Here is a 23711-nt window from a genome sequence, read left to right on the forward strand (position 1 = left end):
ATCAGTTGACGCAGCATCCATCCGTTGCCCGAGCGCCGTCGTCGCGGGTGCCGGCACAGGGCTTGGCCGATTGCCACCTAGCACTCTATACATGCGAGTGCTAGCACTCAAGGCCGCCATGGTGCTTCTCGCCGACAGCGTAGGCGCGCGGGGGTCGACGAGATGGCCGTCAGGGTCGCGATCCGCGTGCCGACCACAGCCGTAGTGGCAATCCCGCCGAGGTGCCGGCCCAGCCATGATCGCCCCAATGACACCCGACAAGTCCCGAGCCCGAGTGGTCCCAACCGGAGCCCACTCATTCAGCACGCGCGGTCACCGGCGGGTGCGCCTGCACCAATCACTCGGTCGGTGCGGCGGCCTCGAGCCCAAGATGCCGACGCACCGTCCGCGTCTCCAACGCGTGCTTGCCCCTTCGTGTGAGGCCGACATGGCCGCGCTCGCCGGGTGATCGCATGAGCAGTCCGGCATGTTCAAGCACCTGGATGGCCTCGGCGACAGCACCGATGTCGGGATCGGTGAACGGATCGGTCGGCTTGTACATGACGGGGCGGTTCTTCGCGCCCTGAATCCACTGCACGATCTGCCGCATCACAAATCCCTCGTACTCGGGCGGATTGGCGCCGAACCACGGCAGGATCGCCGCCGCCACTTCGGCGACCTGCCAGGTGAGCCACCACGGCCGCGGGTCGTTCACGCTGCGGCCTCGAGATGGTCACACGGGGCTGTCACGTTGCGCTCCCTTCGCTTCTGGCTGGCTGACAGCCAGCACGGATCTCCAGGTTTGCAGGTGAGCGGCCCGAACGACCGTGTCTGAGCGTAGGCCAGTTTCATGTCATTCGCCGACCACCTCCAAGCTGGGTGGGTCATTGCGGCCTGCCGTGGTAGAGCAGGACGTCGGTCACGCCGCCGTCGATGACCGGTGGGCCAAGCAGCACGGTGGAGGTGTTGGCAGCCGGGTCGTAGTCGAGCAGCGACTTGCCGCCTCCGCAGCCCGTCATCGCGTGCAGGTACAGATGGCCGCCGTTGGTCCCGATGACGCCGACGCTGCCCTCGGTGTTGGGAACGTCGACTTTCGTGGTCGAGCCGTCGGCGTTGATCTTGGCCAAGAAGACGACACCGCAAGCCCCTTGCGCCTGAACGAAGGTGCCCGACGGCAGCTTCCAGGCATCCATGTCGCCGTAGTCCGGCCCGCTCTGCCCGTCGTTGGGCTTAGTCAGGGCGGTGGGTGCGCCGCCGTTGATGGGCACGGCCCACAGGCTTTTACCCTTGTGTTCGCTGCTGTCGCACACCGCGACGACAACGGGGTCGGATTGATCGTCCCACCATCGAACGGGGTCGCAGCCGCTTTGACCCGAGACCGGCAAAGACGGCCCCGCCGTGCCGTCGTTGCCGATCAGCGCCATCCCGGCCGACGTGCCCAGCACCAAACGAGTGCCGTCGGGGGTGGTTAGGTAGCTGCCGGTGAACTTGCCGGTCATATTCTCGGTGCGGTAGTTCAGTTGCCGATCTCCGTTAAGGTCAACGCGCACAAGCGAACTGCGCCCGGAGGTGTCGACCTGCTTGGTGACCAGAAGGGCTTTGCCGTCGGGGCCGCTGAAGCGGGCGTGACCATCGACCGTCAGCTGGGTTTGGGCGCCGGTGTGCAGGTCCACCAGGGTGTTCGGCTGATGCGCACCCGGTGTGTAGAAGAGGGCTTGGCTGCCATCGGCCGACCAGTCGACAAGCTCGGGGCCCGCCTTGTCCCCGGGTGGGCCGAAGGTTGTGATGAGATAGCGGCCCCCAACCGGGTCGACGAGGTACAGCTTCGTGCTCGAGGTGGCGCGTTCCGGTTCGCCGGGCGCCAGCGGCACTCCGGGCATATGGCTGACCGCCGGTGTCCAGGTGGCCAGCAGCCAACCCGGACCGACCTGCCGCCACGGTATCGATGCGGCCGGGGCCTCGACTCCCCGCGCCGCCGGTTGAACCGCCGACGCCGTCGATTGAGATGGTTGTCGCTGCGGTGATGCGTTATTCGTCGGTGAGGAGCATGCCGCCAACGCCACGGCCGACAGTGCGCCGATGATCATGGCAGTCGAAGACCGACGGTTGGTCATGGTGCTACTCCTGACGTCTCGGGCGGTCAGTGGGTGTTCTGCGTGCGACATGCGATTACCTTGTCGCGGCGCGGGTCGGGCGGCATCAGGGCCGACACCCTGATCTTTTGCCCCAGGGGTTGCCTAAGTGCGCTGTCAAAGGCTGCGCGGCGCAGGATAATGCCAGCGTGGTCGCGGAGCTGATCGAGCGGGACGCGCAGGTGGCGGCCGGTACCGACCTGCTGGCGCGCGCGCTCAATGGTGCCGGGGGACTCCTCGTCGTGGAGGGGCGCGCGGGTACGGGCAAGACACGGCTGCTCAGCGAAATCCGTGCGCGCGCGAGGGAAAGGTCGATGACAATCCTCACTGCGGCGGGCGGCGAACTGGAGACCGATGTCACCTACGGCATCGCCCGGCAACTCTTCGAGCGCCGGCTGCACGACGCTCCCGCTGAAGAGCGGTGTCGTCTGTTGTCCGGCGCGGCGAACCTGGCGCAGGCCGCCATCACTGCGGAAACCGACGTGGTGTTCTCGCCGTCCACCGGAGTCGATCACGGGCTCTATTGGCTGGTCGCCAACATCGAGGCCGGCGCTCCGCTGGTCGTCATCGTCGATGACGCGCAGTGGGCCGACGCACAATCGCTGCGGTTCTTGTTGTATCTGGCCCGCCGCGCCGACGCGCTGCGGGTGCTGATCGTCGTGGCGATCCGCTCCGGCGAGGCACCCGCCGACCACACGCTGATCCGCCACCTGCGCGCCCAGGCGGCCAGCCGCGTCGTCGTCGAGCCGCTGTCCGAGGCCGGCAGCGCGGCGCTATTGCGGGCCCGCTTCGACTCCACGCTGCCCGACACCGTGATGCGTGCCTGCCACCGCGTGTCGGGCGGCAATCCGTTTTTCCTCGGCGAACTCGCAAATGCGTTGCCGAGCAACGCTTTATCCGACGAGAAAGCACTGATCGAGCAGGTGGAGACACTGGTTCCCGACGAGGTCCAGCTGTCCATCCTGCTGCGCCTCGGGCGCATCGGGGACGAACCGAGCCGTGTCGCCGAGGCGCTGGCCGCGGCCGGGGACGGCATCTCCGTCCGGATCCTGGCCGCGATCGTACGGAAACCGTTACCAGCGACCGCGACCGCGCTCGACGATCTCTCCCGCGCGGGTATCACCACTCCCGGTGACCCGGTTGGCTTCATCCATCCGATCGTGCGCACGGCGATCTACCACGACATCCGCCCCGACCGCCGAGAGGCGCTGCACGCAGCGGCCGCCGCTGCGCTCCACGCCGCCGCCGCACCGGTCGAGGAAGTCGCCCACCATCTCGTGCTCACCAGCCCGGCCGGTGACAAGACGGTGGCGACCACGTTGCGCACCGCAGGCGAGCGGGCTCTCGCCCGCGGCGCCACGCACACCGCCAGTGCCATGTTGCGGCGCGCACTGGCCGAACCCCCGGCAGCGGCCGATCTGGCGGCCGTGCTCGTGGTGCTCGGCGAGGCCGAGTTTCGCGCTGGCGCGGTGGCCGAGGCGATCGGTTGTTTCGAACGGGCGCTGCAATTGCCGCCGCCGTCCGATCTGTGGGTGCGTGCGGCGGTTACTCTCGCCGCGGCGTTAGCCGCGGATGGCCGGATCGGTGAGGCGTTGTCCGCGCTGGAGCGGGAGGGCCGGCTGATCGGCCCCGCGGAACGGTTGCGGCTGGACACTGAGCGTGTGCTGCTCGCCAATTGGGTTCGCGACTCCACGCAGCCACCGTGGCGCGACGCGCTGCTAGCGCAGTTCCGGGAGTTGCAGGGTACGACTGCAGAGGAACGTTTTGCGCTCGTGCAGGCCGCCCTCGGTCAATCGTTGGACCCGACCTCCCACTGCTCCTCGGCGGCGATCCTGGCAGGCCGCGCGCTCGGTGCCGGCGCGCTGACCGCGGAGTTCCCGGTCGACAACGTCGGCGGCGCACAGCCGGCATACGTGTTGGTCATGGCGGAACAGTTCGACGACACCGAGTCGGCGATCACCGCGCTGCTGGCGCGGGCGCGTGAGCGTGGATCGGTCACAGAACTGCTGATGGCATCGATCATCGCCGGGCAGATGGCCCTCGCGCGCGGTCAATTGGCTCCTGCCGCAGCGGATTTCGAGGTCGCACTCGATTATGGGTTGTCGCTGGGTGAATCTCCAATCGCCCACCGCTCCATCGCGTTTGCCACCAGTTGGTTGATCGAGGCGCTGTTGGGGCGCGGGCAGACCGATGCCGCGCGCGAGGTGCTGGCCGGCGCCGAGGCCCTCGACGCGTTTACCCGACCCGAGCTGGTGTGGGCGCGCGCCGGACGCGGCTGGTTTCGGCTGCTGGTCGACCACGACGCCGACGGCGCCGCAATTGACTTCCTGGCGTTCGGTGACGCGGCCCTGGCCGGCGGTTACGAGGAGCGCGGGGCGCTGTGGCGATTGTGGGCGGCGCAGGCGCTGGCCGCGGCGGGAGACAAGCAACGCGCCGTCGCGCTGGCCGACGAGCAGTTGAGGATCTCGACGGTGTGGGCCGCCCCGGGCGGCTTGGGCAAGGCCTTGCGGGTCCGCGCCACCGTCGACGCGGACGGTGACGCCGCCGCGATGCTCGACCGCGCAATCACCTCGCTGCGCGATTCGGCCTACCGCCTGGAGTTGGCGCGGGCACTGTTCGATCGCGGCCGGGTCCTGCGTCGGCAAGGACACCGCCACGCCGCTCGGTCGCTGGTCGAAGAGGGCATGGACCTGGCTGCGCGGTGCGAGGCCACCCCACTGGTCGACGCCGCGCGCGAAGAGCTTCTCGTGCTCGGCGCGCGGCCGCGGCGAGTGATGGTCTCCGGTGTCGAGGCGCTGACCGCCGCCGAGCGTCGCGTCGCCGACATGGCCGCGACCGGCCAGAACAACCGCGAAATCGCCCAGGCGTTGTTCGTCACCGAGAAGACCGTCGAGGCCCATCTGAACCGCGTGTTCCGCAAGCTGGGCATCCGGTCCCGGCGGGAACTGCCGGCTCAACTGGCCGTGGCCACCCCCTAGGACAAAAGATCAGGGTGTCGTCCCCGACGCCGCCCGACCCGTAACCGCGACACGCTACGGGCGTGACACACGAACCACACCCCGCCTGCGAGCCCGTCCCGCCGCCGGCAGAGGTCGTCGAGCTGGCCCGCTCCGGCCACCGGCTCGAAGCGATCCGGCGCTACCGCGAATTGCGCGGCGTCAGCTACGAGGAAGCCCAAGCCGCCGTCCGCGAGGTGTAGGGGTCACACGCTGTTGAGGATTGCCGAGGGCCGCACAGCCCGTGACGACGACGAGACAACCAACCGGAAGGAACCTGACCACCATGTTCACCGCTCGACGCTTTGGATTTGCTGTCATCACCGCCGCCTCCGTCGGAGTGGGCGGCATCCTCGCCGCCGGTGCGGCGCACGCCGACGGCGCCGACGACCAGTATTTGGGCACGCTGGATCAGCAGGGCATCGGCTTCGGCAGTCCCCAACGCGCAATCGGCATCGGCCACCACGTCTGCGACGCGCTCGCCAACGGTGCAGAGCCAAGCGACATTAGCGCCAACATCGCCGGCGCCAACCGCGGGATCGACAATCACACCGCGCTGGTCATCGTCGTCGACGCCGCCAGTGCCTACTGCCCGCAATTCGTCCACCACCTGCCCAACGGCGCCACGGTCATCGGACCCAACCACTGAGCCCAACCTCGGAGCCACCGATCATCCCAAAAACCCTGAATGCTGCGGCACCGTCGACATGAGCGCCGATCTGCGACGGGACGGCTCAAAAGTGGTGGCCCAAAACGTCAAGCGCACCAACTGAGCGACCGCGCGCAGGTGGTGAGCATCACCTCATCTGTGCCTTTACCACCGGCAGGCCCGGGTCGCTGGGGACGTCCAGCGGCGAGGGCGCCGCGCCGGCCGCGACCAGGTGCGCGGCGAAGGCGGCGATCATCGCCCCGTTGTCGGTGCACAGCCGCGGCCGGGGGATGCGCAGCGTCAGGCCGGCCGCCGCGCAGCGACGCGTGGCCAGCTCCCGCAGCCGCGAGTTCGCGGCCACTCCCCCCGCGATCAGCAGCGTCGAGACGCCGAGCTTCCTCGCCGCGCGCACCGCCTTTCCGGTGAGCACGTCGGCGACGGCCTCCTGGAAACCGGCGGCGATGTCGGGGGTGGCGGCGTCGGGGTGGCTTTCCACGTAGCGGGCGACGGCGGTCTTGAGCCCGGAGAAGCTGAACGCGTAGGGGTCGTCGCGCGGGCCGGTCATGCCGCGCGGGAACGCGATCGCGTCGGGATCGCCGGTGCGGGCCAGGTCGTCGAGCACCTTGCCGCCCGGATACCCCAGCCCCAACAGCCGCGCCACCTTGTCGTAGGCCTCGCCGGCGGCGTCGTCGACGGTGCTGCCCAGCTCGACGATCGGCTCGCCGAGGGAGCGCACGTGCAACAGGTGCGTGTGTCCGCCGGACACCAGCAGCGCCACGCACTCGGGCAGCGGCCCGTGCTCGTACACGTCGGCGGCCAGGTGCCCGCCCAGGTGGTTCACGGCGTAGAACGGCACGTCCCAGGCGGCCGAATACGCCTTGGCCGCAGCCACTCCCACCAGCAGGGCACCGGCCAGCCCGGGCCCGATCGTGGCGGCGACGACGTCGGGCTTGTCCAGCCCCGCCGCCACCAGCGCACGGCGCATGGCGGGGCCGAGGGCCTCCAGGTGCGCGCGGGAGGCGATCTCGGGGACGACGCCGCCGAAGCGGACGTGCTCGTCGACGCTGGAGGCGACCTCGTCGGCGAGCAGAGTCACGGCGCCGTCATCGCCGAGGCGCGCGATGCCGACTCCCGTTTCGTCGCAGGAGGTTTCGATGGCCAAGATGATCGTCACTGGGGATCCCGTCGCATCGTGTACGCGTCGGCGCCGCTGACCCGGTAGTAGCGCTTGCGCAGGCCGATCTGCGCGAAACCCGCGCTGCGGTACAACCCGATGGCCGCCTCGTTGTCGGTGCGGACCTCCAGGTAGACGACGCCGCCGCCGGCGAAATCGAGCAGGTCGTCGAGCAGCCGGCGGCCGATGCCCCGGCCCTGATAGGCCGGATCCACCCCGATGGTGTGCACCTCGTACTCGAACGGCGGGACGCGGCCCAGCCGCGAGATGCCGGCGTAGCCGACGAGCGTGCCGCCGACGCGGGCAGCCGCGTAGTGGTTGTGCTTGGCGGCCAGCTCGCGGTTGAACGCCACCGCCGGCCAGGGGTCGTCGCCGGGGAACAGCATCGCCTCCAGCTCGGCGCAGCGCTCGGCGTCGGCGGGCGTCAGCGCGCCGAGGGTCACGGGCTCGCTGGGGGCGGTCATCGGGGCGCCGCCAGGGGCTTGGCGTCGGGGCGGCGCAGGTAGAGCGCGACGAGCGGCAGCGGGCGCTCCGACCAGTCGGGCACCGCCGCGACCAGGCCGGCGGGCGTCGGGTGGGCGGGCCCGCACACCGGGAGCCCGAACAGCGCGGCGTGCTCGGGCGAGCCGGCGACCGTGCGCGCGGGTCCGGGGTCGACGTCGGCGGGGGCGTTGACTCCGGGTCCCGCCATGCGGAACCCGTCGCGGTAGCGGGCCCAGTACACCTCGCGGCGGCGGGCGTCGGTGACCACCAGGACGTCGCCGGTGGTGCGCACCCCGATGGCGTCCAGGCTGCAGACCCCGCGCACCGGGATGCCCAGCGCGTGCCCGTACGCGGCGGCGCTCGCCATCCCAGCCCGCAGGCCGGTGAACGGGCCGGGCCCGCAGCCCACCACGACGGCGTCGAGATCGGCCATGGTCAACCCGGCGTCGGCGAGCGCGGCTAGCGCGTTGGGCGTCAGCCGCTCGGCGTGCGCCCGGGCGTCGTGGGTGACCCGCTCGGCCAGCACGGTCAGATCCTCGAGCCGCACGATGCCCGCAGTCACGGCCGGGGTGGCGGTGTCCAGCGCAAGCACGTTCACGACCGCCCCCACTCCCAGGTCGCGATCCGCACATCGGAGTGGCTGACCCGCTCCAGCCGGACGTCGAGGTGCCGCTCCGAAAGCCGTTCGGCCAGGCCCTCGCCCCACTCGACCACGACGACCGCGTCGTCGAGATCGGTGTCGAGGTCCAGCGAGTCCAGCTCGCCCAGCAGGTCGGCGCCGCCATGATCCAGCAGGCGATACATGTCGACGTGGATCATCGCCGGCGCGCCGGGCCGCCGCGGTGGATGCACCCGCGCCAGCACGTACGACGGCGACGTGACCGGGCCGTCGACGTCCATCGCGGCGGCAATTCCCTTGGCCAGCACCGTTTTTCCCGCGCCCAACGGGCCGGACAGCACCACCACGTCGCCCGCCCGCAGCTGCCGGCCCAGCCGCGAGCCCAGCGCGACGGTGTCCTCGACGCGCTCGCACGTGGCCGTGCCCCCGTCAGCCATTGCGCCGCAACCTTTCTCGCAATCGCCGGTACCGCAGCACCATCTCGCCCGGGACGGCGCGGCGGACGAGCCGGACCAGCCCGTCGTTGATGGCCTCGGGCTTGTCCAGCAGCGCCAGGTGGCTCGCCCCGGCGACGATGACCAGCTCGGAGCGGGGCAGCGAGGCCGCCATCTTCCGCGAGTATTCGTCCGGGGTGAGCAGGTCATGGTCGCCGCACGCGATCAGGGTCGGGACCTTGAGCAACGTCCACAACCCGGCGGTCTCGTCGTGTTTCTCCAGGGCGTCGAGAAAGCCGACCATGGTGTCGATCGGGGTGCCGTTCATCATCCGCTGGGAGAACGCGTCCAGGCTCCGGCTGACCTGCAGGTCGCTGTAGGACGCGGCCCGCAGGATCGGGCCGATCAGCGATCGCGACACGTTGCGGCCGCGGTGCATCAGCTTGGGCGCGGAGCGGGCGGTGAACCGAAACGCGTCCAGCGCAGGGTTTTTCAGGATCTCGCCCAGTGGCGAGCGCGTGACCCCTTCGGCCGCGGAGGAGATGATCGCGGCGCCGACGATCCGGCGACCGTACTGGTCGGGGAACTGGCGGGCGTGCGACAACACCGTCATGCCGCCCATCGAATGGCCGACGAGCACCACCACCCCCTGGGGCGCCGCGGCCCTCAGCACGGCGTCCAGGTCCTCGCCCAGCTGGGTGAGCGTGTAGCTCTCGGGCGCGCCGGCACCGGACCGCCCGTGGCCCCGCTGGTCGTAGAACACCATCCGCACGGGCGGGGACAACCGATTCGGAAGCCGGGTGCGCTGGAAATGGAAGGCGCCCATGCGCAGGCAGAATCCGTGGACGAAGACCATGGTCACCTGCGCGGCGACCGGGCCGGCCTCGCGGACCGCCAGCGGCACCCCGTCGGGCGTGGTCACCACGTACGCGCGGTCCTTGTCGATCGTGTCGAAATCCTCTTCGGCGTAAGGATCTTCGGCCAGGGCCGCGCGCTGGGTCACCGATCGGCGGGCGGAGGCTCCGACGATGGTGGCGACGGCGGTCACCCCGGCCCCTCCCGCAAGCCAGGCTTTGCCCTTGCGGCGCCTGCGGGTTTTGTCAGGGCTCAACGGTTTCGGCCTCGCGGTACGTTCTGGTGATCCGCCCCCGGGGGCTGGTGACCACTTCGTAGTGGATGGTGCCGAGCAGGTCGGCCCAGTCTTGTGCGGTGGGTTCGCCCCGGGTGCCCGGCCCGAACAGGATCGCCTCGTCGCCCTCGGCCACGTCGACCGGCCCGGGGCCGAGGTCGACGACGAACTGGTCCATGCAGATCCGTCCGGCGCCGGGCCGCCGTCTGCCGTTGATCAGCACTTCCAGCCGCCCGCCCAGCGAGCGGAACACGCCATCCGCGTACCCGATCGGCAGCAACGCCAGAGTGGTGTCCCGTTGGGCGGTCCAGGTGTGCCCGTAGGACACGCTCTCGCCGGCACGAATCGACTTGACCAGCGCGACGGCACATTTCACGGTCATCGCGGGGATCAACCCCATGTCGCCGAGCTGCGGCACCGGGCTCAGGCCGTACACCGCGATGCCGGGGCGCACCAGGTCGTAGGCCAGGTCTGGGCGCAACATCGTGGCCGCCGAATTCGCCAGGTGCGCGAGCTCGAATTGCACGCCCTCGGCGCGCGCCCGCGCCAGCAGGTCGGAAAGCCGTTGGGCCTGAACGTCGTTGATGGGGTTATCGGGCTGGTCGGCATAGACCATGTGCGACATCAGCCCCCGCAGCCGGATGGCGTCCTCGGCGACGGCCGCGCGCAGCGCGGTCAGCATCGCCGGGTAGTCCGCCGGGGCCACGCCGTTGCGGTTGAGTCCCGTGTCGACCTTGACGGTCACCGTCGCCGCGCGACCCGTGCGGCGCACCGCGTCGGTCACCTCGTCGACCTGGCGCACCGACGACACGGCGATCTCGACGTCGGCCAGCAGCGCCGGCCCGAAGTCGATGCCGGGCGGGTGCAGCCACGCCAGCACCGGCGCGGTGATCCCGTCGGCGCGCAGGGCCAGCGCCTCGTCGACGGTGGCCACCCCCAGCTCGGCCGCCCCGGCGGCCAGCGCCGTCGTGGCGACCCGGGTCGCGCCGTGGCCGTAGCCGTCGGCCTTGACGACGGCCATCACCTGCGCGGCGCCCGCGTGCTCGCGCAGCACCCGCACGTTGTGCGCGACGGCGCCCAGGTCCACCACGGCCTCGGCGAGGACGCCGGGCGTCAGGGATATCGGCGTAACGGGCACGCCCGCCATTGTCCCAGAAGCCCTCGGGCAGAACCGCTCCTCCTCAGCTGTCACAGGAGTCACCCGTTCCGGGCGGCGCACGGTGTGCCCGCCTCACAGCGACAAAATCGCCACCGCATCCCGGGTTGTCGCTCGGAGGCGGGCACAAAGACACATCCCTCCCGCGCCGGGGCCAATGTGACGGATGTGACAAGCAGAGAGGCTCAGTGCGCGAAGTGCTGAGCGTCGTAGTGGCCACCGGGCTTGAGCTTGTCCAGCGACGCCAGCGCGCTGCGGGCGTCGTCGTGCAGCGCCCGGGCCAGGTCGGCGGAGAGCCCCTCGCGCACCACGATGCGCAACACCGAGACGTCGGTGGCGTTGTCCGGCATGGTGTAGGCGGGCACCTGCCAGCCGTAGCCGCGCAGCTCGTGGGAGACGTCGAACTCGGTGTAGCCGCGGTCCTTGGCCAGCCGGAAGCTGATCACCGGGATCGCCGAACCGTCGGAGATCAGCTCGCAATGCTCGCCTTCGCGCAGCTGGTCCCCGAGCCAGCGCGCCGTCGACGACAGGCTCTGCATGACCTTGGTGTATCCCTCGCGGCCCAGCCGCAGGAAGTTGTAGTACTGGCCCACGACCTGGTTGCCCGGCCGGGAGAAGTTCAGCGTGAAGGTGGGCATGTCGCCGCCCAGATAATTCACGTGAAACACCAGGTCCTCGGGCAAGTGCTCCTTGCTGCGCCACACCACGAACCCGATGCCGGGATAGGTCAGCCCGTACTTGTGGCCGCTGACGTTGATCGACACCACCCGGGGCAGCCGGAAGTCCCACTCCAGGGCCGGGTGCAGGAACGGCACCACGAAGCCGCCGCTGGCGGCGTCGACGTGCACCGGGACGTCCAGGCCGCCGCCGGCCGCGAGCGTGTCCAGCGCCTTGCAGATCTGCGCGATCGGTTCGAGCTCCCCGGTGTAGGTGGTGCCCAGGATCGCCACCACCCCGATGGTGTCCTCGTCGACGGCGTCGACGACCTGCTCGGGGGTGATGACGTAGCGTCCCTCCTCCATCGGCAGGTAGCGCGGTTCGACGTCGAAGTAGCGGCAGAACTTCTCCCACACCACCTGGACGTTGGAGCCCATCACCAGGTTGGGAGTGCGCTTCTCCCAGCCCTTTCCGACCTTCTGGCGCCAGCGCCACTTCAGCGCCAGCCCGCCCAGCATCACCGCCTCGCTGGAGCCGATGGTCGACACCCCGATCGCACTCGATGGGTCGTCGTCCTTGAGGTGCTCGGCGTGGAACAGGTCGGCCACCATGCAGACGCAGCGCTGTTCGATGGCCGCGGTGGCCGGGTATTCGTCCTTGTCGATCATGTTCTTGTCGAACGTCTCGGCCATCAGCTTGCCGGCCTCGGGGTCCATCCACGTCGTCACGAAGGTGGCCAGGTTCAGCCGCGAGCTGCCGTCGAGCATCAGCTCGTCGTGGATGAAGCGGTACGCGGCGTCGGGATCCATCGACTCCTCGGGCAGCCGCAGCGCCGGGACCGGCGCGGTGAACAAACGAGTGGTGTAGGCGGGCGCGATCGAGTGCGCCGGCACGGACGGATGGCTGCGGGACACGGCGGATCCTTTCTCGTTGCTGCTATAGGTCGGCCAGTGCGGCCCGGATGTGCGGGACGATCCGCGACGCCGACGTCGGCGCCTCGCCCGGGCCGGGATCGGCGGCCGAAAGCGCGGCCGCGCGCGCGTGCACGAACGCCGCGGCCGCGGCCGCCTCGGCGGCCGGCAACCCGGACGCCAGCAGCGCGCCGATCATCCCCGAGAGCACGTCGCCGGACCCGGCGGTGGCCGCCCAGGACTGCCCGGCCGGGTTGAGATAGACCGGGCCGCCGGGGTCGGCGACGATCGTGACGTTGCCCTTGAGCAGCACGGTGGCGCCGAACGCGTCGGCCAGCTTCCCGCACGCGGCCACCCGGTCGTCGCCGGGCGGGTTGCCGGCCAGCCGGCCGAATTCGCCGGCGTGCGGGGTCAGCACCGTGGGCGCTGCGCGGCTCACGACGAGCTCGGGGTGGGCCGCCAGGATGGTCAGCCCGTCGGCGTCGACGATCACCGGCAGGTCGCTCTCCAGCGCGAACCACAACGCGGCGGCCCCCGTTTCGTCGGTGCCCAGTCCCGGCCCGACGACCCACGCCTGCACCCGCCCGGCCGCCGCCGGGGTGGGCGACGCGATCACCTCGGGCCACCGCGCCAGGACCTGCGTGTGCGCGCTGCCCGCGTAGCGGACCATGCCCGAGGTGGCGGCGACGGCGGCGCCGGTGCACAGCACGGCGGCGCCCGGGTAGGTGGACGAGCCGGCCATCACGCCCGTCACGCCCTGTGTGTACTTGTCGTCGTGGGGTCCGGGCACCGGCCAGCGCGCCGCGACGTCGGCGGCCTCGAAGCCCAGCACATCCGTCTCGGGCAGGTCGAGGCCGATGTCGATCAGCTCGACGCGGCCGCAGTCGGCCAGCGCGTGCACGGGTTTGAGCCCGCCGAAGGTGACGGTCAGCGCCGCCTGCACCGCGGGCCCGGTGATGGCGCCGGTCGCCACGTCGATTCCGCTGGGGATGTCGACGGCGACCACGGGAATCCCTTCGGCACCCTTGAACACCTCGGCCGCCGCCGGTCGCAGCGGACCCGAGCCGGAGATGCCGACCACGCCGTCGATGACGAGATCGGTTGTGGGCGAGATGCTTTCGACGACGCGGCCGCCGGATTTCCGGAACGCCGCCAGCGCCTTGGCGTGGGTGCGCTCGGGGTTGAGCAGCACCGCGTCGGCAGCCGCGCCGCGACGGCGCACGAAGGTCGCCGCCCACAGCGCGTCACCGCCGTTGTCTCCCGAGCCGACGACCGCGCACACTCGCCGGCCGGCGACGCCGCCCGCGCGGGCGGTCAGCTCGGCGACGATCTCGGTGGCCAGCCCGAAGGCCGCGCGCCGCATCAGCGCGCCGTCGGGGTGGCTGGCCAGCAGCGGCGCTTCGGCGTCGCGGATGGCGTCTACGGAGTAGTAGTGCCGCATCACCGCAAGCATTCCATGCCCTAGGCGCTACGGCTCGAACGCCTCGGTCAGCCATTCGGTCATCGCCTCGGCCAGCGCGGCGTGGTTCTCGCGCTTGACGATCTCGTGTCCGTCGTCGGCGAACAACAGGTAGCGCACCTCGCGGCCCGCGCGCCGCAACGCGTCGACGACCTGTTCCGATTCGCTGACCGGGACGTTGGTGTCGTGGGCGCCGTGCACCACCAGCAGCGGCGCGGTCAGCGCCTCGGCGCTGCGCAGCGGCGAGAGCCGCTCGAGCAGCGCGCGGTCGTTGACCGGGTGGCCGTACTCCGGGTAGGCGGCTTCGGCGATCCACGGCTCGGTGTTGCGGTAGAACGTGGTCAGGTCGCTCATGCCGCAGATGGTGACGCCCGCCGCGAACAGGTCCGGGTGAAACGTGAGGGCCGCCATCGTCAGGTAGCCGCCGTAGGACCAGCCCGCGCAGGCGATTCGGTCCGGGTGGGCCACCTCGTTGTCCACCAGGAAGCGCACGCAGTCGGCGACGTCGTCGATGGCCGCGAACCGCTTGCCCTTGTCGTCGGCGTGCACGAAGGTGCGGCCCAGCCCGCCGGAACCGCGCACGTTCGGCGCCAGCACGCTGATCCCGGCGTTGAGCAGATCGGGGAAGATTTCGCTGTAGTCGGGCCGGGCCTGGCCCTCCGGGCCGCCGTGCAGATACACCAAAGCGCCCGAGGCGGTCGCGGTCGCCCGGTACAGCCAGGACGGAAGTTGCAGCCCGTCGCGCGCCGTGATCGTTTCCAGCGACGGCCGGGCGGAGAAGCCCGAGGCGATCGGGCCGCGGCTGGGTTCGGAGTCGATGAGTTGCCATGCCCGCGTGCGGGTGTCGACCAGCTCGACGGTCCGCGGCATCGCCGGGCCCTGCACCGTCATCGCCACCATCGAGCCGCCGGCACTGATGGTCAGCTCGCCGGCGACGTCGCCGGGCAGCGCGATCGGTTCGGCCAGCGAGTAGTCGGTGTAGTGCAGGATCTGTAACTCGCTGCGGCCCTGCAGGTTCCACAGCAACGCGACGGTGGACATGTCGTCGCTGACGACGAACTCGTCGAGGTCGCAGTCGGGGCGCTCGGCCACCACGAAGTAGCTCACCCCGTCGAGCGTGGCGATGACCTCCACCAGCCGGGCGTGCTCGCAGCCGTTGTCGCTGACGAGCAACGCCCGGAAGTACCCGTCGCCGCCCACGCCCGGCCGGTACAGCCGGGTCAGCTCGCCGGCCGGGCCGTAGCGGAGGCGGCGCGCATGGTGGTCGTCGAGGATGGCGCCCTTGGCGGTCACCGAACCCGGATCCGAAGGCAGCAGCGCGATTTCGGTGTCCCCGTGCAGCATCACCATCTCCTGGTAGCCGCGTGGCCCGACCCGGATCAGTGCAGCCCCGGCCCACGCGTCGACGAGCCGGGCGCCGGAACGGCGGTCTAGCACAACGCAATTGCCGTCGGCCGGATCGATCAGGCAGGACTGCCCGACCCCGTCCTCGCCCGTCAGGATCGCCGCCACTCGGGCGCCGTCCCACCCGATCAGCTCGGCGGTCCCGGCCTCCTCGGCGTCGATGCGCCAGGCCATCCGGTCGTCGGGATCGGTGGTGACGACCCAGATCTGGTGACGGGTGAAGCCCTCCGGGGCCACCTCGCAGGCCAGCCAGTGTCCGTCCGCGGAGTGGATGACCCGCGAGACCGGGCCCTCGACGGGAAGTTCGACGTTGCGCGACGAGCTGGCCCGGCGGCCGCGCAGGAAGCGCTGCACCGCATGGGGATAGCCGCCGTCGTCGACGAGGTGGGCGAACGCGGTGGCGTCCGGGGACAGCGACGCGCCGTACAGCGCGCGTACCTGCCGCCCCATCGCCTACCCCTCGCGCGTTCCGATTCGCCGGAAAGCCGCCCTGATTTTCGCGGGATTCAACGGCGGCCGCTTGCGTTCGCGCGCCATCGGGTAGAAGCAGAGCCCGATCAGGAGCGCGGCGAAATGACCGATCGCGGTGAAGTTCACCCCGTGGCGGGTCATCGTCAGCAACGGGAAGCCGAAGATGACGAGCAGCACCCCGAGGTAGCCCCAGCGCCAGGGCCGCGCGATGTGATAGGTCAGCACCGCCATCACGCCGACAAGGAAATAGCTGACCCCGATGTCGCGGGCGTGCACCAGCCGTTCGGGCGCCTCGTGCTCCTCGATCGCGAAGTACAAGATGCCCTCGCTGATATAGGTGGCCAGGATGTGGGAGGTCAACCCGATTGTGAGCCAACGTAACTGGCCCAACCAGTGCTCGGCGGGCGCGAGGAACAGTGTGAACAGCAGCAGATAGGGTTCCAGGTTCTTGCCGTCGAGCCACAGCAGGCTGGAGAACAGCACGTCGAGCGGATCGGTGCCGAGCGCGTGAATGTTGGTGGAGCGGTGCAGCAGCACCGAGTGCAGCTGGCGGCCGGGCAGTTCGTTCTGGATGATCGTGGTGATCGCCAGGACGATCAGCCAGGTGTAGGTGAGCGGCGCGGTGATGACGAAGCGCCACACGGCGAGCCAGATGCGCCGCAGCCGCGTGCCCACCGATGCGTTCGCCACAAGTTCAACTGTTGCATGCCGGGCGTTGCTACGCGACGGTGGCCGGCTCGGGTTTCAGGTGTCGCCACCAGCAGTATATGTAGATCAGCATCGCGTTCACCAACGCGACGATCACCCACAGCGTGACGGTGACATCGATCCACGACCCGATGGGCGGCGAGTCCGGCAGGGCGTTGCGAAGCGGCATGATCGCGAACAGCATCGCCGCATACCACGTCGTCATCGGCGGCTGGAATTTTCGCCGGTCGAGCGCCGTCAGCACGGCGACCGTGAGACCGATCGCGGCGATCGCGATCATCATGGCGACGATGACGGCGGCGAAGGCCGCCGTGCTCGGCGAGCGGCGCAATTCCACGCGGTAGGGCGCAGAGATGGGCGCGGCGATATCCGATCGGGCTCTGACGGGTATGTCGACCCGCCAGCCGGGAATGCGGTCGACGAAGGTGACCGACGCCCGTTGCGGCACCGGGGAGTCGCCGCGGAAGAGATCGACCGTGATGGGCCCCGAGTGGTAGTGGTCGAAGGGCCAATCCGACGGGTCGCCAGTGATGGTCAGCGGGACGGGAGAGACGCCGGGCACCGTGCCCTTCGGCCAGCTGCGCTTCGTGGGAGTCATCGCGGAGTGGACCGCGACGGTGAGATCTTCGGTGAGGCCGCCGGTCTGCGGATCCAGCAACTCACGCCCCGGCGAAACGGTGACATTGCCGTTCAGCCCGCCCTTGACCGACTGGAGCTCCTGCAGATCGATGGTCACGGTGGTGCCGTCGGCCATCGGCTGACCCTCGGTGACCTGGCGCGGGCAGCCGCACCCGGACCTGGAGTAGAGCCCGACCGTGACGGCATAGGTCGCGACGAACAGGACGACCAGGCCGATGATCAACACTTTCCCGGAGCGTCTGCCCCGCGCCGAGGAACCGTCCGCCGACAACTTGCCTCCCGCTACTCCGGATGAATGGACCGCCCGGAGATTGTACGGGCTATTCGACGGTGACGGACTTGGCCAGGTTGCGCGGCTTGTCGACGTCGTAGCCGCGGGCCTGCGCGACCGACGCCGCGAACACCTGCAGCGGGATGGTCGACAGCAGCGGCTGCAAAAGGGTTGACACCGCGGGGATTTCGATCAGGTGATCAGCGTACGGGCGCACGGTGTCGTCGCCCTCCTCGGCGATCACGATGGTCACCGCCCCGCGGGCCTGGATCTCCCGGATGTTGGACAGCAGCTTGCCGTGCAGCATCGCGGAGTTCTTGGGCGACGGCATGACGACGATGACCGGCAGGTCGTCCTCGATCAGCGCGATCGGGCCGTGCTTGAGCTCGCCGGCGGCGAACCCCTCGGCGTGCATGTAGGCCAGTTCCTTGAGCTTCAGCGCGCCCTCCAGCGCCACCGGGTAGCCGACGTGGCGGCCCAAAAACAGCACGGTCGAGGATTGCGCGAACCGATGGGCCAGCGCGGCCACCGGCTCGATCGTCGCGAGCACGCGGGCCACCAGGTCGGGCATCGCCTCCAGCTCGCGGTACTCGCGCTCGACCTCGTCGGGGTACTTGGTGCCGCGCGCCTGCGCCAGCGCCAGGCCGACCAGGTAGTTGGCCGCGATCTGCGCCAGGAAGGTCTTCGTCGAGGCCACCCCGATCTCCGGGCCGGCGCGGGTGTAGAGCACCGCGTCGCACTCGCGCGGGATCTGCGAGCCGTTGGTGTTGCAGATCGCCAGCACCTTGGCCTTCTGGTCCTTGGCGTGCCGGACCGCCTCCAGGGTGTCGGCGGTCTCGCCGGACTGTGAGATGGCGACGACCAGCGTGCTGCGGTCGAGCACCGGGTCGCGGTAGCGGAATTCGCTGGCCAGCTCGACCTCGACCGGCAGCCGGGTCCAGTGTTCGATCGCGTACTTGGCCAGCAGCCCCGAGTGATACGCGGTGCCGCAGGCGACCACGAACACCTTGTCGATCTCGCGCAGTTCCTGATCGGACAGGCGCTGCTCGTCCAGGACGATCCGGCCGTCGACGAAGTGCCCGAGCAGGGTGTCGGCGACCGCGGTGGGCTGCTCGGCGATCTCCTTGAGCATGAAGTAGGGGTAGCCGCCCTTCTCCGCCGCGGCCAGGTCCCAGTCGATGTGAAACTCGCGGTACTCGACGTCCAGGTTGCCGTCGAAGTCGGCGATGCGGTAGCCGTCCGCGGTGATCACCACGGCCTGGTCCTGCCCGAGTTCGACGGCCTTGCGGGTGTGCTCGATGAACGCCGCCACGTCGGAGCCGACGAACATCTCGCCGTCGCCGATCCCGAGCACCAGCGGGGTCGAGCGGCGGGCGGCGACGATGGTGCCCGGCTCGTCGGCGTTGGCGAACACCAGGGTGAAGTGGCCCTCGAGGCGGCGCAGCACCGCCAGCACCGAGGCGGCGAAGTCGCCCGCGGTGTCGCCGTGGTGGTAGGCCTGGGCCACCAGGTGCACGGCCACCTCGGTGTCGGTGTCGCTGGCGAACTCCACCCCGGCGGCCTCCAGCTCGTGGCGCAGGGCCGGGAAGTTCTCGATGATGCCGTTGTGAACGACGGCGATCTTGCCGGCGGCGTCGCGGTGCGGGTGCGCGTTGCGGTCGGTGGGACGGCCGTGGGTGGCCCAGCGGGTGTGGCCCAGCCCGGCGGTGCCCGCCTTGGCCGCCGGCGCCATCTCCGCGACCGCCTCTTCCAGGTTGGCCAGCCGCCCGGCGCGGCGCCGGACGGTGAGTTTGCCCTGGCCGTCGACCAGCGCGATCCCCGATGAGTCGTAGCCTCGGTACTCCATCCGGCGCAGCGCGTCCATGACGACCTCGCAGGCCGGGCGGTGCCCGACGTAGCCGACAATCCCGCACATCCTGAACAGGGTAGTGCAGCGATCGCGCCCGAACCGCCAGCACGGGCCCGACCTGCGGATATCGCACGCCGGCCGCGCCAAGAAACCGTTGAGAATCCCTCCAGGCGCGGGCCCGAGGCTGTAGCCATGGACACCGGCACGGGAGAGACCGCAGCGATGCATTCATACCGCCTTCATCAGCGATCGGCGTTTATTTCACCCGATGTATTCGTGTCGTTCCCGTGGGCGTCCTTTCCTCAGCAACCACTCGCTTTACACTTCGAAATGTCGGGTAACAGCTGGCAACAACCCGAGGCCAGCGGAACGAATAACGGGGGTGGCGCTCGGCCTTTACCGGCGAATCTACCTGTACGCCAGGGGTTGAACGCCACGGGATACCGCCGAAAATCCGGCGGGTAAACGCTCCAGTGACTTTTCAATATCGGGTGATATGCCAACAGTTCAACTTTTCGTAAACCTTACGCAAATGAATATCCAGCAAACATTAATAACGGAAATCCGGGAATCGGTGAACGACCGGTAAAGATCTTTCAGGAGGGAATCATGACCGCTGTTCTGTTCGACGAAGTGGTGACCGCGCCGCCCGCGCCACGGCCGACCGTAGCGCCCGCGCCGAAGCGGACCCCTCGCCCGCCGGCCGCCGGCGGCGACCCGATGGTAGACGCGGCCTCGCGTTTGCTGAGCATCCCGCTGCGCCACCTGTACGCGGCGCTGTGGCGGGTGGGTGTTATCGAGGTCACGGCCTAGCGGCGGCATGCGCTAACGTCGACGGGTGGCCCGCATCCGGAAGCTCGTCGCAGCCCTCAGCCGCCGTGGTCCGCACCGGGTTTTGCGCGGTGACCTGGCCTTCGCCGGTTTGCCAGGGGTGGTGTACACCCCCGAAGCGGGCCTCAACCTGCCCGGCATCGCGTTCGGCCATGACTGGCTCGCCGGCGCAGCCCGCTATTCGGACCTGCTGGAGCACCTCGCCTCCTGGGGCATCGTGGCCGGGGCCCCCGACACCCAGCGGGGCGTGGCGCCCTCGGTGTTGAACTTGGCCTTCGACCTGGGCACCGCCCTGGACATCGTTTCCGGTGTGCGCCTGGGTCCCGGCAAGATCAGCGTGCATCCGGCCAAGCTCGGCGTGGTGGGCCACGGCTTCGGCGGCTCGGCGAGCGTGTTCGCCGCCGCCGGCATGCCCGAGAAACCCGCCGCCGTCGCGGCGCTGTTCCCGTCGGTGACCTCTCCCCCCGCCGAGCGGCCCGCCGCGACGCTGAAGGTCCCGGGTTTGATCCTGACCGCGCCGGGAGATCCGAAGTCGCTGAACTCCAACGCCCTGGCGCTGGACGCCGCGTGGGACGCGGCCACGCTGCGCATCGTCGCCAAGGCCCAGCCCGGGGGGCTGGTCGAGGGCCGGCGGCTGACCAAGATGGTCGGACTGCCGGGCCCGCACCGGCGCACCCAGCGATCCGTCCGCGCGCTGCTGACCGGTTACCTGCTCTACGCGCTGGGCGGGGACAAGAAGTACCGCGACTTCGCCGACGCGGACGCGAAGCTGCCGCGGACGGTTCCGGTGGACCCCGAGGCCGAGCCGATCGCGCTCGAGGAGAAGGTCGTCGCGCTGCTGAAGTAGCGCGGCGACGACGGATCGGCTGTGTTGGGGACGACGATGCGCTGCGACCTGGTTCCGGTCCCCTCCCCCTTGGACGAGGTGCCGCCACCGCCGACCCTGAGCCTCGACCTTGGGGTCGAGGGCGCGATCCGGGTCATTGATCAAGCCACCGATCGGGTCATTGCCTCGGTCGGGCTTGCCCAGATCGACGCGACGCCCGCGAAATACGCACGCATGGTGCCCGATAGCTCCGAAGGCCCGCCGAAGAAGGAGTACACCCAGCCGCTGCTGCTCCTGCAGGTTCCCGGCGCGCCGAACTTGAGGATCGGGACCGCCCCGATACGGGAGGCGGTGTGGAGTGGCAAGCAATTCCGATACGCCTGGCGCGGTGGCGTACGTCGCTCGTCGATACAGGGCCCCACCCACGTGGTCACCGAGGCCGAATGGCTCAATCTTGTTGGGCGGCTTGGCTTGGGCGCCCTCGTCGTCGACGAGTACGCCTCCGGGAGGCTCGACCGCCGAGAACGATTCGCGAAGGCGTACGGGCTCGCGTTACTGGCGTTGTTCTTCGCCGCGGTGGTGGCGTTGCTGGTCTGGCTGGTCGCGCGTGGTATCTCTCGTTGATGCGAATCGGGATCGCTCTGGATTATTCGGGCGGCTTTCACGAGGCCGTCGACCGCGTCGTCGAGCTCGAAAAGGCCGGCATCGAGGTGGCGGTGGTGGCCGAGGCGTATGCCTTCGACGCCGTCAGCCAGCTCGGGTATCTGGCCGCCAAGACCAACACCGTCGAGCTGGCGTCGGGGGTGTTGCCCATCTACATCCGCACGCCGTCGCTGCTGGCGATGACGGCCGCGGGCCTGGATTTCGTGTCCGACGGGCGATTTCGCCTCGGCATCGGCACCTCGGGCCCGCAGGTGATGGAGGGCTTCCACGGCGTCGAGTTCGACGCCCCGCTGGGCCGCACCCGTGAGATCGTGGAGATCTGCCGGCAGGTGTGGCGCCGCGAGCGGGTGCAATACGCCGGCAAGCACTACCAGATCCCGCTGCCCGCCGACCGCGGAACCGGCCTGGGCAAGGCCCTCCAGCTCATCAATCACCCGGTGCGCGAACGAATTCCGATCTCGATCGCGGCGCTGGGCCCGAAGAACGTCGAGCTGACGGCCGAGATCGCCGAGGGCTGGCAGCCCGTGTTCTACCTTCCGGACAAGGCGCATCTGGTGTGGGGCGAGGCGCTGGCCGCCGGCGCCGCCAAGCGCGACCCCGCGCTGGGGCCGCTCGACGTCATGGTGCACGCCTCGCTGGCAATCGGCGACAACGTCGAAGACCGGCTGGCCTGGAGCAAGCCGCAGCTGGCCCTCTACCTCGGCGGGATGGGCGCCAAGGGCCGCAACTTCTACCACAACCTGGCCACCCGCTACGGGTTCGGCGAGGTCGCCGACCGCATCCAGGAGCTCTACCTGTCGGGCCGCAAACGCGAGGCCACCGCGTTGGTGCCCGACGAATTGGTGCGCGGGATGTCGCTCGTCGGCCCCCGCGGATACGTCGCCGAACGCCTGGCCGCCTTCGCCGAGTCCGGCGTGACCACGCTGTTGGTCAACCCGCTGGGGACCGACCCCGGCGAATCGATGCGCTTCGTCGAGGACGTGCTGCGGATGCGGCCCGCCTGAGCCATCACTGCCCCGCCTGCGGTAGTTGGTCCGCGGCGATCTCGCACGGCGTCGATCCGGGCGCCGGCGGCGCGGCGACCGGTCCGGGCTCCGCAACCGGCGCGGCCACCGGCGCCGGCGGCGCGTCGACCGGCGCCGGCGCGGCTTCGTCCACCGGCGGAGCCTGCTGCGCGGGCTCGGCGACCGCGGAATCCCGCTCCTCGGCAACGTCTTTCGCCTCTTCGGGTTGATCGGCCTTGTCCCCGGCGTCGTCGGGGTGGAACGGATCCTCGTCGTCGAAGTCGTCGCCGAAGTCGCCGTCCAAGGCGTCGTCGATGGACGCCCGGTCACCCGCCGTACCCAGCAGCGACCCCATCGCGCCGACGATCCGATCGGCCAGCGCGCCGAGCCCGCCCGGGCCACCGCCCACATCACCCGCGGGCATGGCCGACGCCGCCCCGAGGTCGGGCAGCGGCGGCGCGGCGGTTGACAACGCCGGCGCCGCAACGGGATCCGCCGGCGGCGCGGGAGGCGGGGCGGGCGCGACCACCGGGCCCGCGGCCGTCGGGCTGGCCGGGCGCGGCCGATCGCCGGGCCCGAAATCGCCGGGCACCTCGAAGCGCGCCGCCGGCACGGCGGCCATCCGGTCGATCACCATGGCGTAGGACGTGTCCACCCCGTCGGCCGTCGAACGCATCGCGCTCAGCCAGTCGTCGCGAATCTCGTTGTCCACGTATGGGGTTACCTCCCGGCGGACCACCTCCTCGGCGGCGGCCCGATCCCCCGCCCCGGTTGTGACCGCGGCGACCGCGGCCAACCACGAAGCCCGCTGCGCCCGCGTGCCCTCGTCGATGGCGACGGCCGTCGTGACCTTCGAATCGACCAGGTACCACAGGTTGTCGCGCAGCGACTCGCACCGCTGCGCCGCCGCGCGGACCTCGGTGGCCACCGAGCTCGCGGCGTCGCAATGGCGCTCCAGGAACCGGACCGCGGAGTCCCCGCCTTGCCCCAGCCACGCCGCGGCCAGCTGGGCGAGCTGCGCGCGCTGCATCGCGAGCGCCTCCATCACCGCCGCGCCCGCGGCCCGCAGTTCCGCGCAATCACGGTCCAGCGCGCGAAGGTCCAGGCCTTCTTCGCCCTCGTACCAGTCGCGGATCTGGGCGGGGTGCGCCGTCAGGCCGGGATGCTGGTAGCCGAACGCGTGGCACGCCCGCACGTAGGCCTCGGTGTGCTCGACGGCCGAGCGGCCCTCGGCGAGGCGCCCTTCGACGTCCAACCGGTCGGCCAC

At 70.3% G+C, this 23711-nt stretch carries 22 protein-coding genes; 7 read left to right on the forward strand and 15 right to left on the reverse strand.

Going from position 1 to position 23711, the window contains the following annotated elements:
- Nucleotides 1-337: 337 nt before the first annotated feature.
- Both A5655_RS03165 and A5655_RS03170 read right to left on the reverse strand, forming a co-directional pair.
- Nucleotides 338-694, reverse strand: coding sequence for a hypothetical protein (locus tag A5655_RS03165; protein WP_067005490.1), 357 nt, complete (start codon nucleotides 692-694; stop codon nucleotides 338-340).
- A 169-nt stretch (nucleotides 695-863) separates the two neighbouring features.
- Entirely contained in the window at nucleotides 864-2093 is a 1230-nt protein-coding gene (locus A5655_RS03170; protein WP_067005492.1) for a hypothetical protein, read from the reverse strand.
- Nucleotides 2094-2260: 167 nt separating this feature from the next.
- Here A5655_RS03170 and A5655_RS03175 point away from each other — a divergent pair, with 167 nt between their 5' ends.
- The 3 genes from A5655_RS03175 (at nucleotide 2261) to A5655_RS03180 (ending at nucleotide 5756) form a co-directional block, all read left to right on the forward strand.
- A complete protein-coding gene (locus A5655_RS03175) occupies nucleotides 2261-5089 on the forward strand; it encodes a LuxR family transcriptional regulator (protein WP_067005494.1) in 2829 nt (942 codons plus the stop codon).
- Nucleotides 5090-5151: 62 nt separating this feature from the next.
- Entirely contained in the window at nucleotides 5152-5310 is a 159-nt protein-coding gene (locus tag A5655_RS27670) for a hypothetical protein (protein WP_156764667.1), read from the forward strand.
- Between the two features lie 83 nt (nucleotides 5311-5393).
- Complete coding sequence (locus tag A5655_RS03180; protein WP_067005496.1) at nucleotides 5394-5756, forward strand: DUF732 domain-containing protein; 363 nt, start codon at nucleotides 5394-5396, stop codon at nucleotides 5754-5756.
- A gap of 148 nt (nucleotides 5757-5904) precedes the next feature.
- Here A5655_RS03180 and tsaD read toward each other — a convergent pair whose 3' ends face one another.
- The 12 genes from tsaD to glmS all read right to left on the reverse strand — a co-directional run bounded on the left by tsaD (nucleotide 5905) and on the right by glmS (nucleotide 19186).
- The gene (gene tsaD, locus A5655_RS03185) at nucleotides 5905-6930 is read right to left on the reverse strand and encodes a tRNA (adenosine(37)-N6)-threonylcarbamoyltransferase complex transferase subunit TsaD (RefSeq protein ID WP_067005498.1); all 1026 of its coding nucleotides are present in this window, start codon (nucleotides 6928-6930) and stop codon (nucleotides 5905-5907) included.
- Nucleotides 6927-7394, reverse strand: coding sequence for a ribosomal protein S18-alanine N-acetyltransferase (rimI, locus tag A5655_RS03190; RefSeq protein WP_067005499.1), 468 nt, complete (start codon nucleotides 7392-7394; stop codon nucleotides 6927-6929). Before rimI ends, tsaD begins: the two co-directional genes overlap by 4 nt.
- Complete coding sequence (gene tsaB / locus A5655_RS03195) at nucleotides 7391-8029, reverse strand: tRNA (adenosine(37)-N6)-threonylcarbamoyltransferase complex dimerization subunit type 1 TsaB (RefSeq protein WP_156764669.1); 639 nt, start codon at nucleotides 8027-8029, stop codon at nucleotides 7391-7393. The genes rimI and tsaB overlap by 4 nt, the downstream gene beginning before the upstream one ends.
- Nucleotides 8008-8469 carry a tRNA (adenosine(37)-N6)-threonylcarbamoyltransferase complex ATPase subunit type 1 TsaE gene (gene tsaE / locus A5655_RS03200; protein ID WP_067005501.1) on the reverse strand — a complete coding sequence of 154 codons (462 nt, stop codon included), beginning with the start codon at nucleotides 8467-8469 and terminating at the stop codon, nucleotides 8008-8010. Before tsaE ends, tsaB begins: the two co-directional genes overlap by 22 nt.
- Complete coding sequence (locus A5655_RS03205; protein ID WP_231999053.1) at nucleotides 8462-9514, reverse strand: alpha/beta fold hydrolase; 1053 nt, start codon at nucleotides 9512-9514, stop codon at nucleotides 8462-8464. The genes tsaE and A5655_RS03205 overlap by 8 nt, the downstream gene beginning before the upstream one ends.
- A gap of 52 nt (nucleotides 9515-9566) precedes the next feature.
- The gene (gene alr, locus A5655_RS03210) at nucleotides 9567-10733 is read right to left on the reverse strand and encodes an alanine racemase (protein WP_197508578.1); all 1167 of its coding nucleotides are present in this window, start codon (nucleotides 10731-10733) and stop codon (nucleotides 9567-9569) included.
- A 203-nt stretch (nucleotides 10734-10936) separates the two neighbouring features.
- Nucleotides 10937-12322 carry a glutamate decarboxylase gene (locus A5655_RS03215; RefSeq protein ID WP_067005507.1) on the reverse strand — a complete coding sequence of 462 codons (1386 nt, stop codon included), beginning with the start codon at nucleotides 12320-12322 and terminating at the stop codon, nucleotides 10937-10939.
- A 22-nt stretch (nucleotides 12323-12344) separates the two neighbouring features.
- A complete protein-coding gene (locus A5655_RS03220) occupies nucleotides 12345-13760 on the reverse strand; it encodes an NAD(P)H-hydrate dehydratase (protein ID WP_067005534.1) in 1416 nt (471 codons plus the stop codon).
- Nucleotides 13761-13787: 27 nt separating this feature from the next.
- Complete coding sequence (locus tag A5655_RS03225) at nucleotides 13788-15632, reverse strand: S9 family peptidase (protein ID WP_067005509.1); 1845 nt, start codon at nucleotides 15630-15632, stop codon at nucleotides 13788-13790.
- Between the two features lie 3 nt (nucleotides 15633-15635).
- Entirely contained in the window at nucleotides 15636-16343 is a 708-nt protein-coding gene (locus A5655_RS03230; protein ID WP_369807156.1) for a rhomboid-like protein, read from the reverse strand.
- A 28-nt stretch (nucleotides 16344-16371) separates the two neighbouring features.
- Nucleotides 16372-17271 (reverse strand): DUF4436 domain-containing protein, encoded by a 900-nt coding sequence (locus A5655_RS03235; protein WP_067005511.1) that lies wholly within the window; start codon nucleotides 17269-17271, stop codon nucleotides 16372-16374.
- Between the two features lie 49 nt (nucleotides 17272-17320).
- Nucleotides 17321-19186 (reverse strand): glutamine--fructose-6-phosphate transaminase (isomerizing), encoded by a 1866-nt coding sequence (gene glmS, locus A5655_RS03240; RefSeq protein ID WP_067005513.1) that lies wholly within the window; start codon nucleotides 19184-19186, stop codon nucleotides 17321-17323.
- A gap of 543 nt (nucleotides 19187-19729) precedes the next feature.
- Here glmS and A5655_RS03245 point away from each other — a divergent pair.
- The 4 genes from A5655_RS03245 to A5655_RS03260 all read left to right on the forward strand — a co-directional run bounded on the left by A5655_RS03245 (nucleotide 19730) and on the right by A5655_RS03260 (nucleotide 22444).
- Nucleotides 19730-19933 (forward strand): Rv1535 family protein, encoded by a 204-nt coding sequence (locus tag A5655_RS03245; RefSeq protein WP_067005515.1) that lies wholly within the window; start codon nucleotides 19730-19732, stop codon nucleotides 19931-19933.
- A gap of 25 nt (nucleotides 19934-19958) precedes the next feature.
- A complete protein-coding gene (locus A5655_RS03250) occupies nucleotides 19959-20798 on the forward strand; it encodes a dienelactone hydrolase family protein (protein ID WP_067005517.1) in 840 nt (279 codons plus the stop codon).
- 69 nt (nucleotides 20799-20867) lie between these two features.
- Nucleotides 20868-21401 carry a hypothetical protein gene (locus A5655_RS03255; RefSeq protein ID WP_156764668.1) on the forward strand — a complete coding sequence of 178 codons (534 nt, stop codon included), beginning with the start codon at nucleotides 20868-20870 and terminating at the stop codon, nucleotides 21399-21401.
- Complete coding sequence (locus tag A5655_RS03260; RefSeq protein WP_067005522.1) at nucleotides 21401-22444, forward strand: LLM class F420-dependent oxidoreductase; 1044 nt, start codon at nucleotides 21401-21403, stop codon at nucleotides 22442-22444. Before A5655_RS03255 ends, A5655_RS03260 begins: the two co-directional genes overlap by 1 nt.
- Nucleotides 22445-22448: 4 nt before the next feature.
- Here the strand turns inward: A5655_RS03260 and A5655_RS03265 are convergent, their stop codons facing one another.
- Nucleotides 22449-23711: a hypothetical protein gene (locus A5655_RS03265; RefSeq protein WP_067005524.1), complete on the reverse strand. Its 1263-nt coding sequence runs from the start codon at nucleotides 23709-23711 to the stop codon at nucleotides 22449-22451.

It is taken from the genome of Mycobacterium sp. 1081908.1, from assembly GCF_001673535.1.
GTDB lineage: Bacteria > Actinomycetota > Actinomycetes > Mycobacteriales > Mycobacteriaceae > Mycobacterium.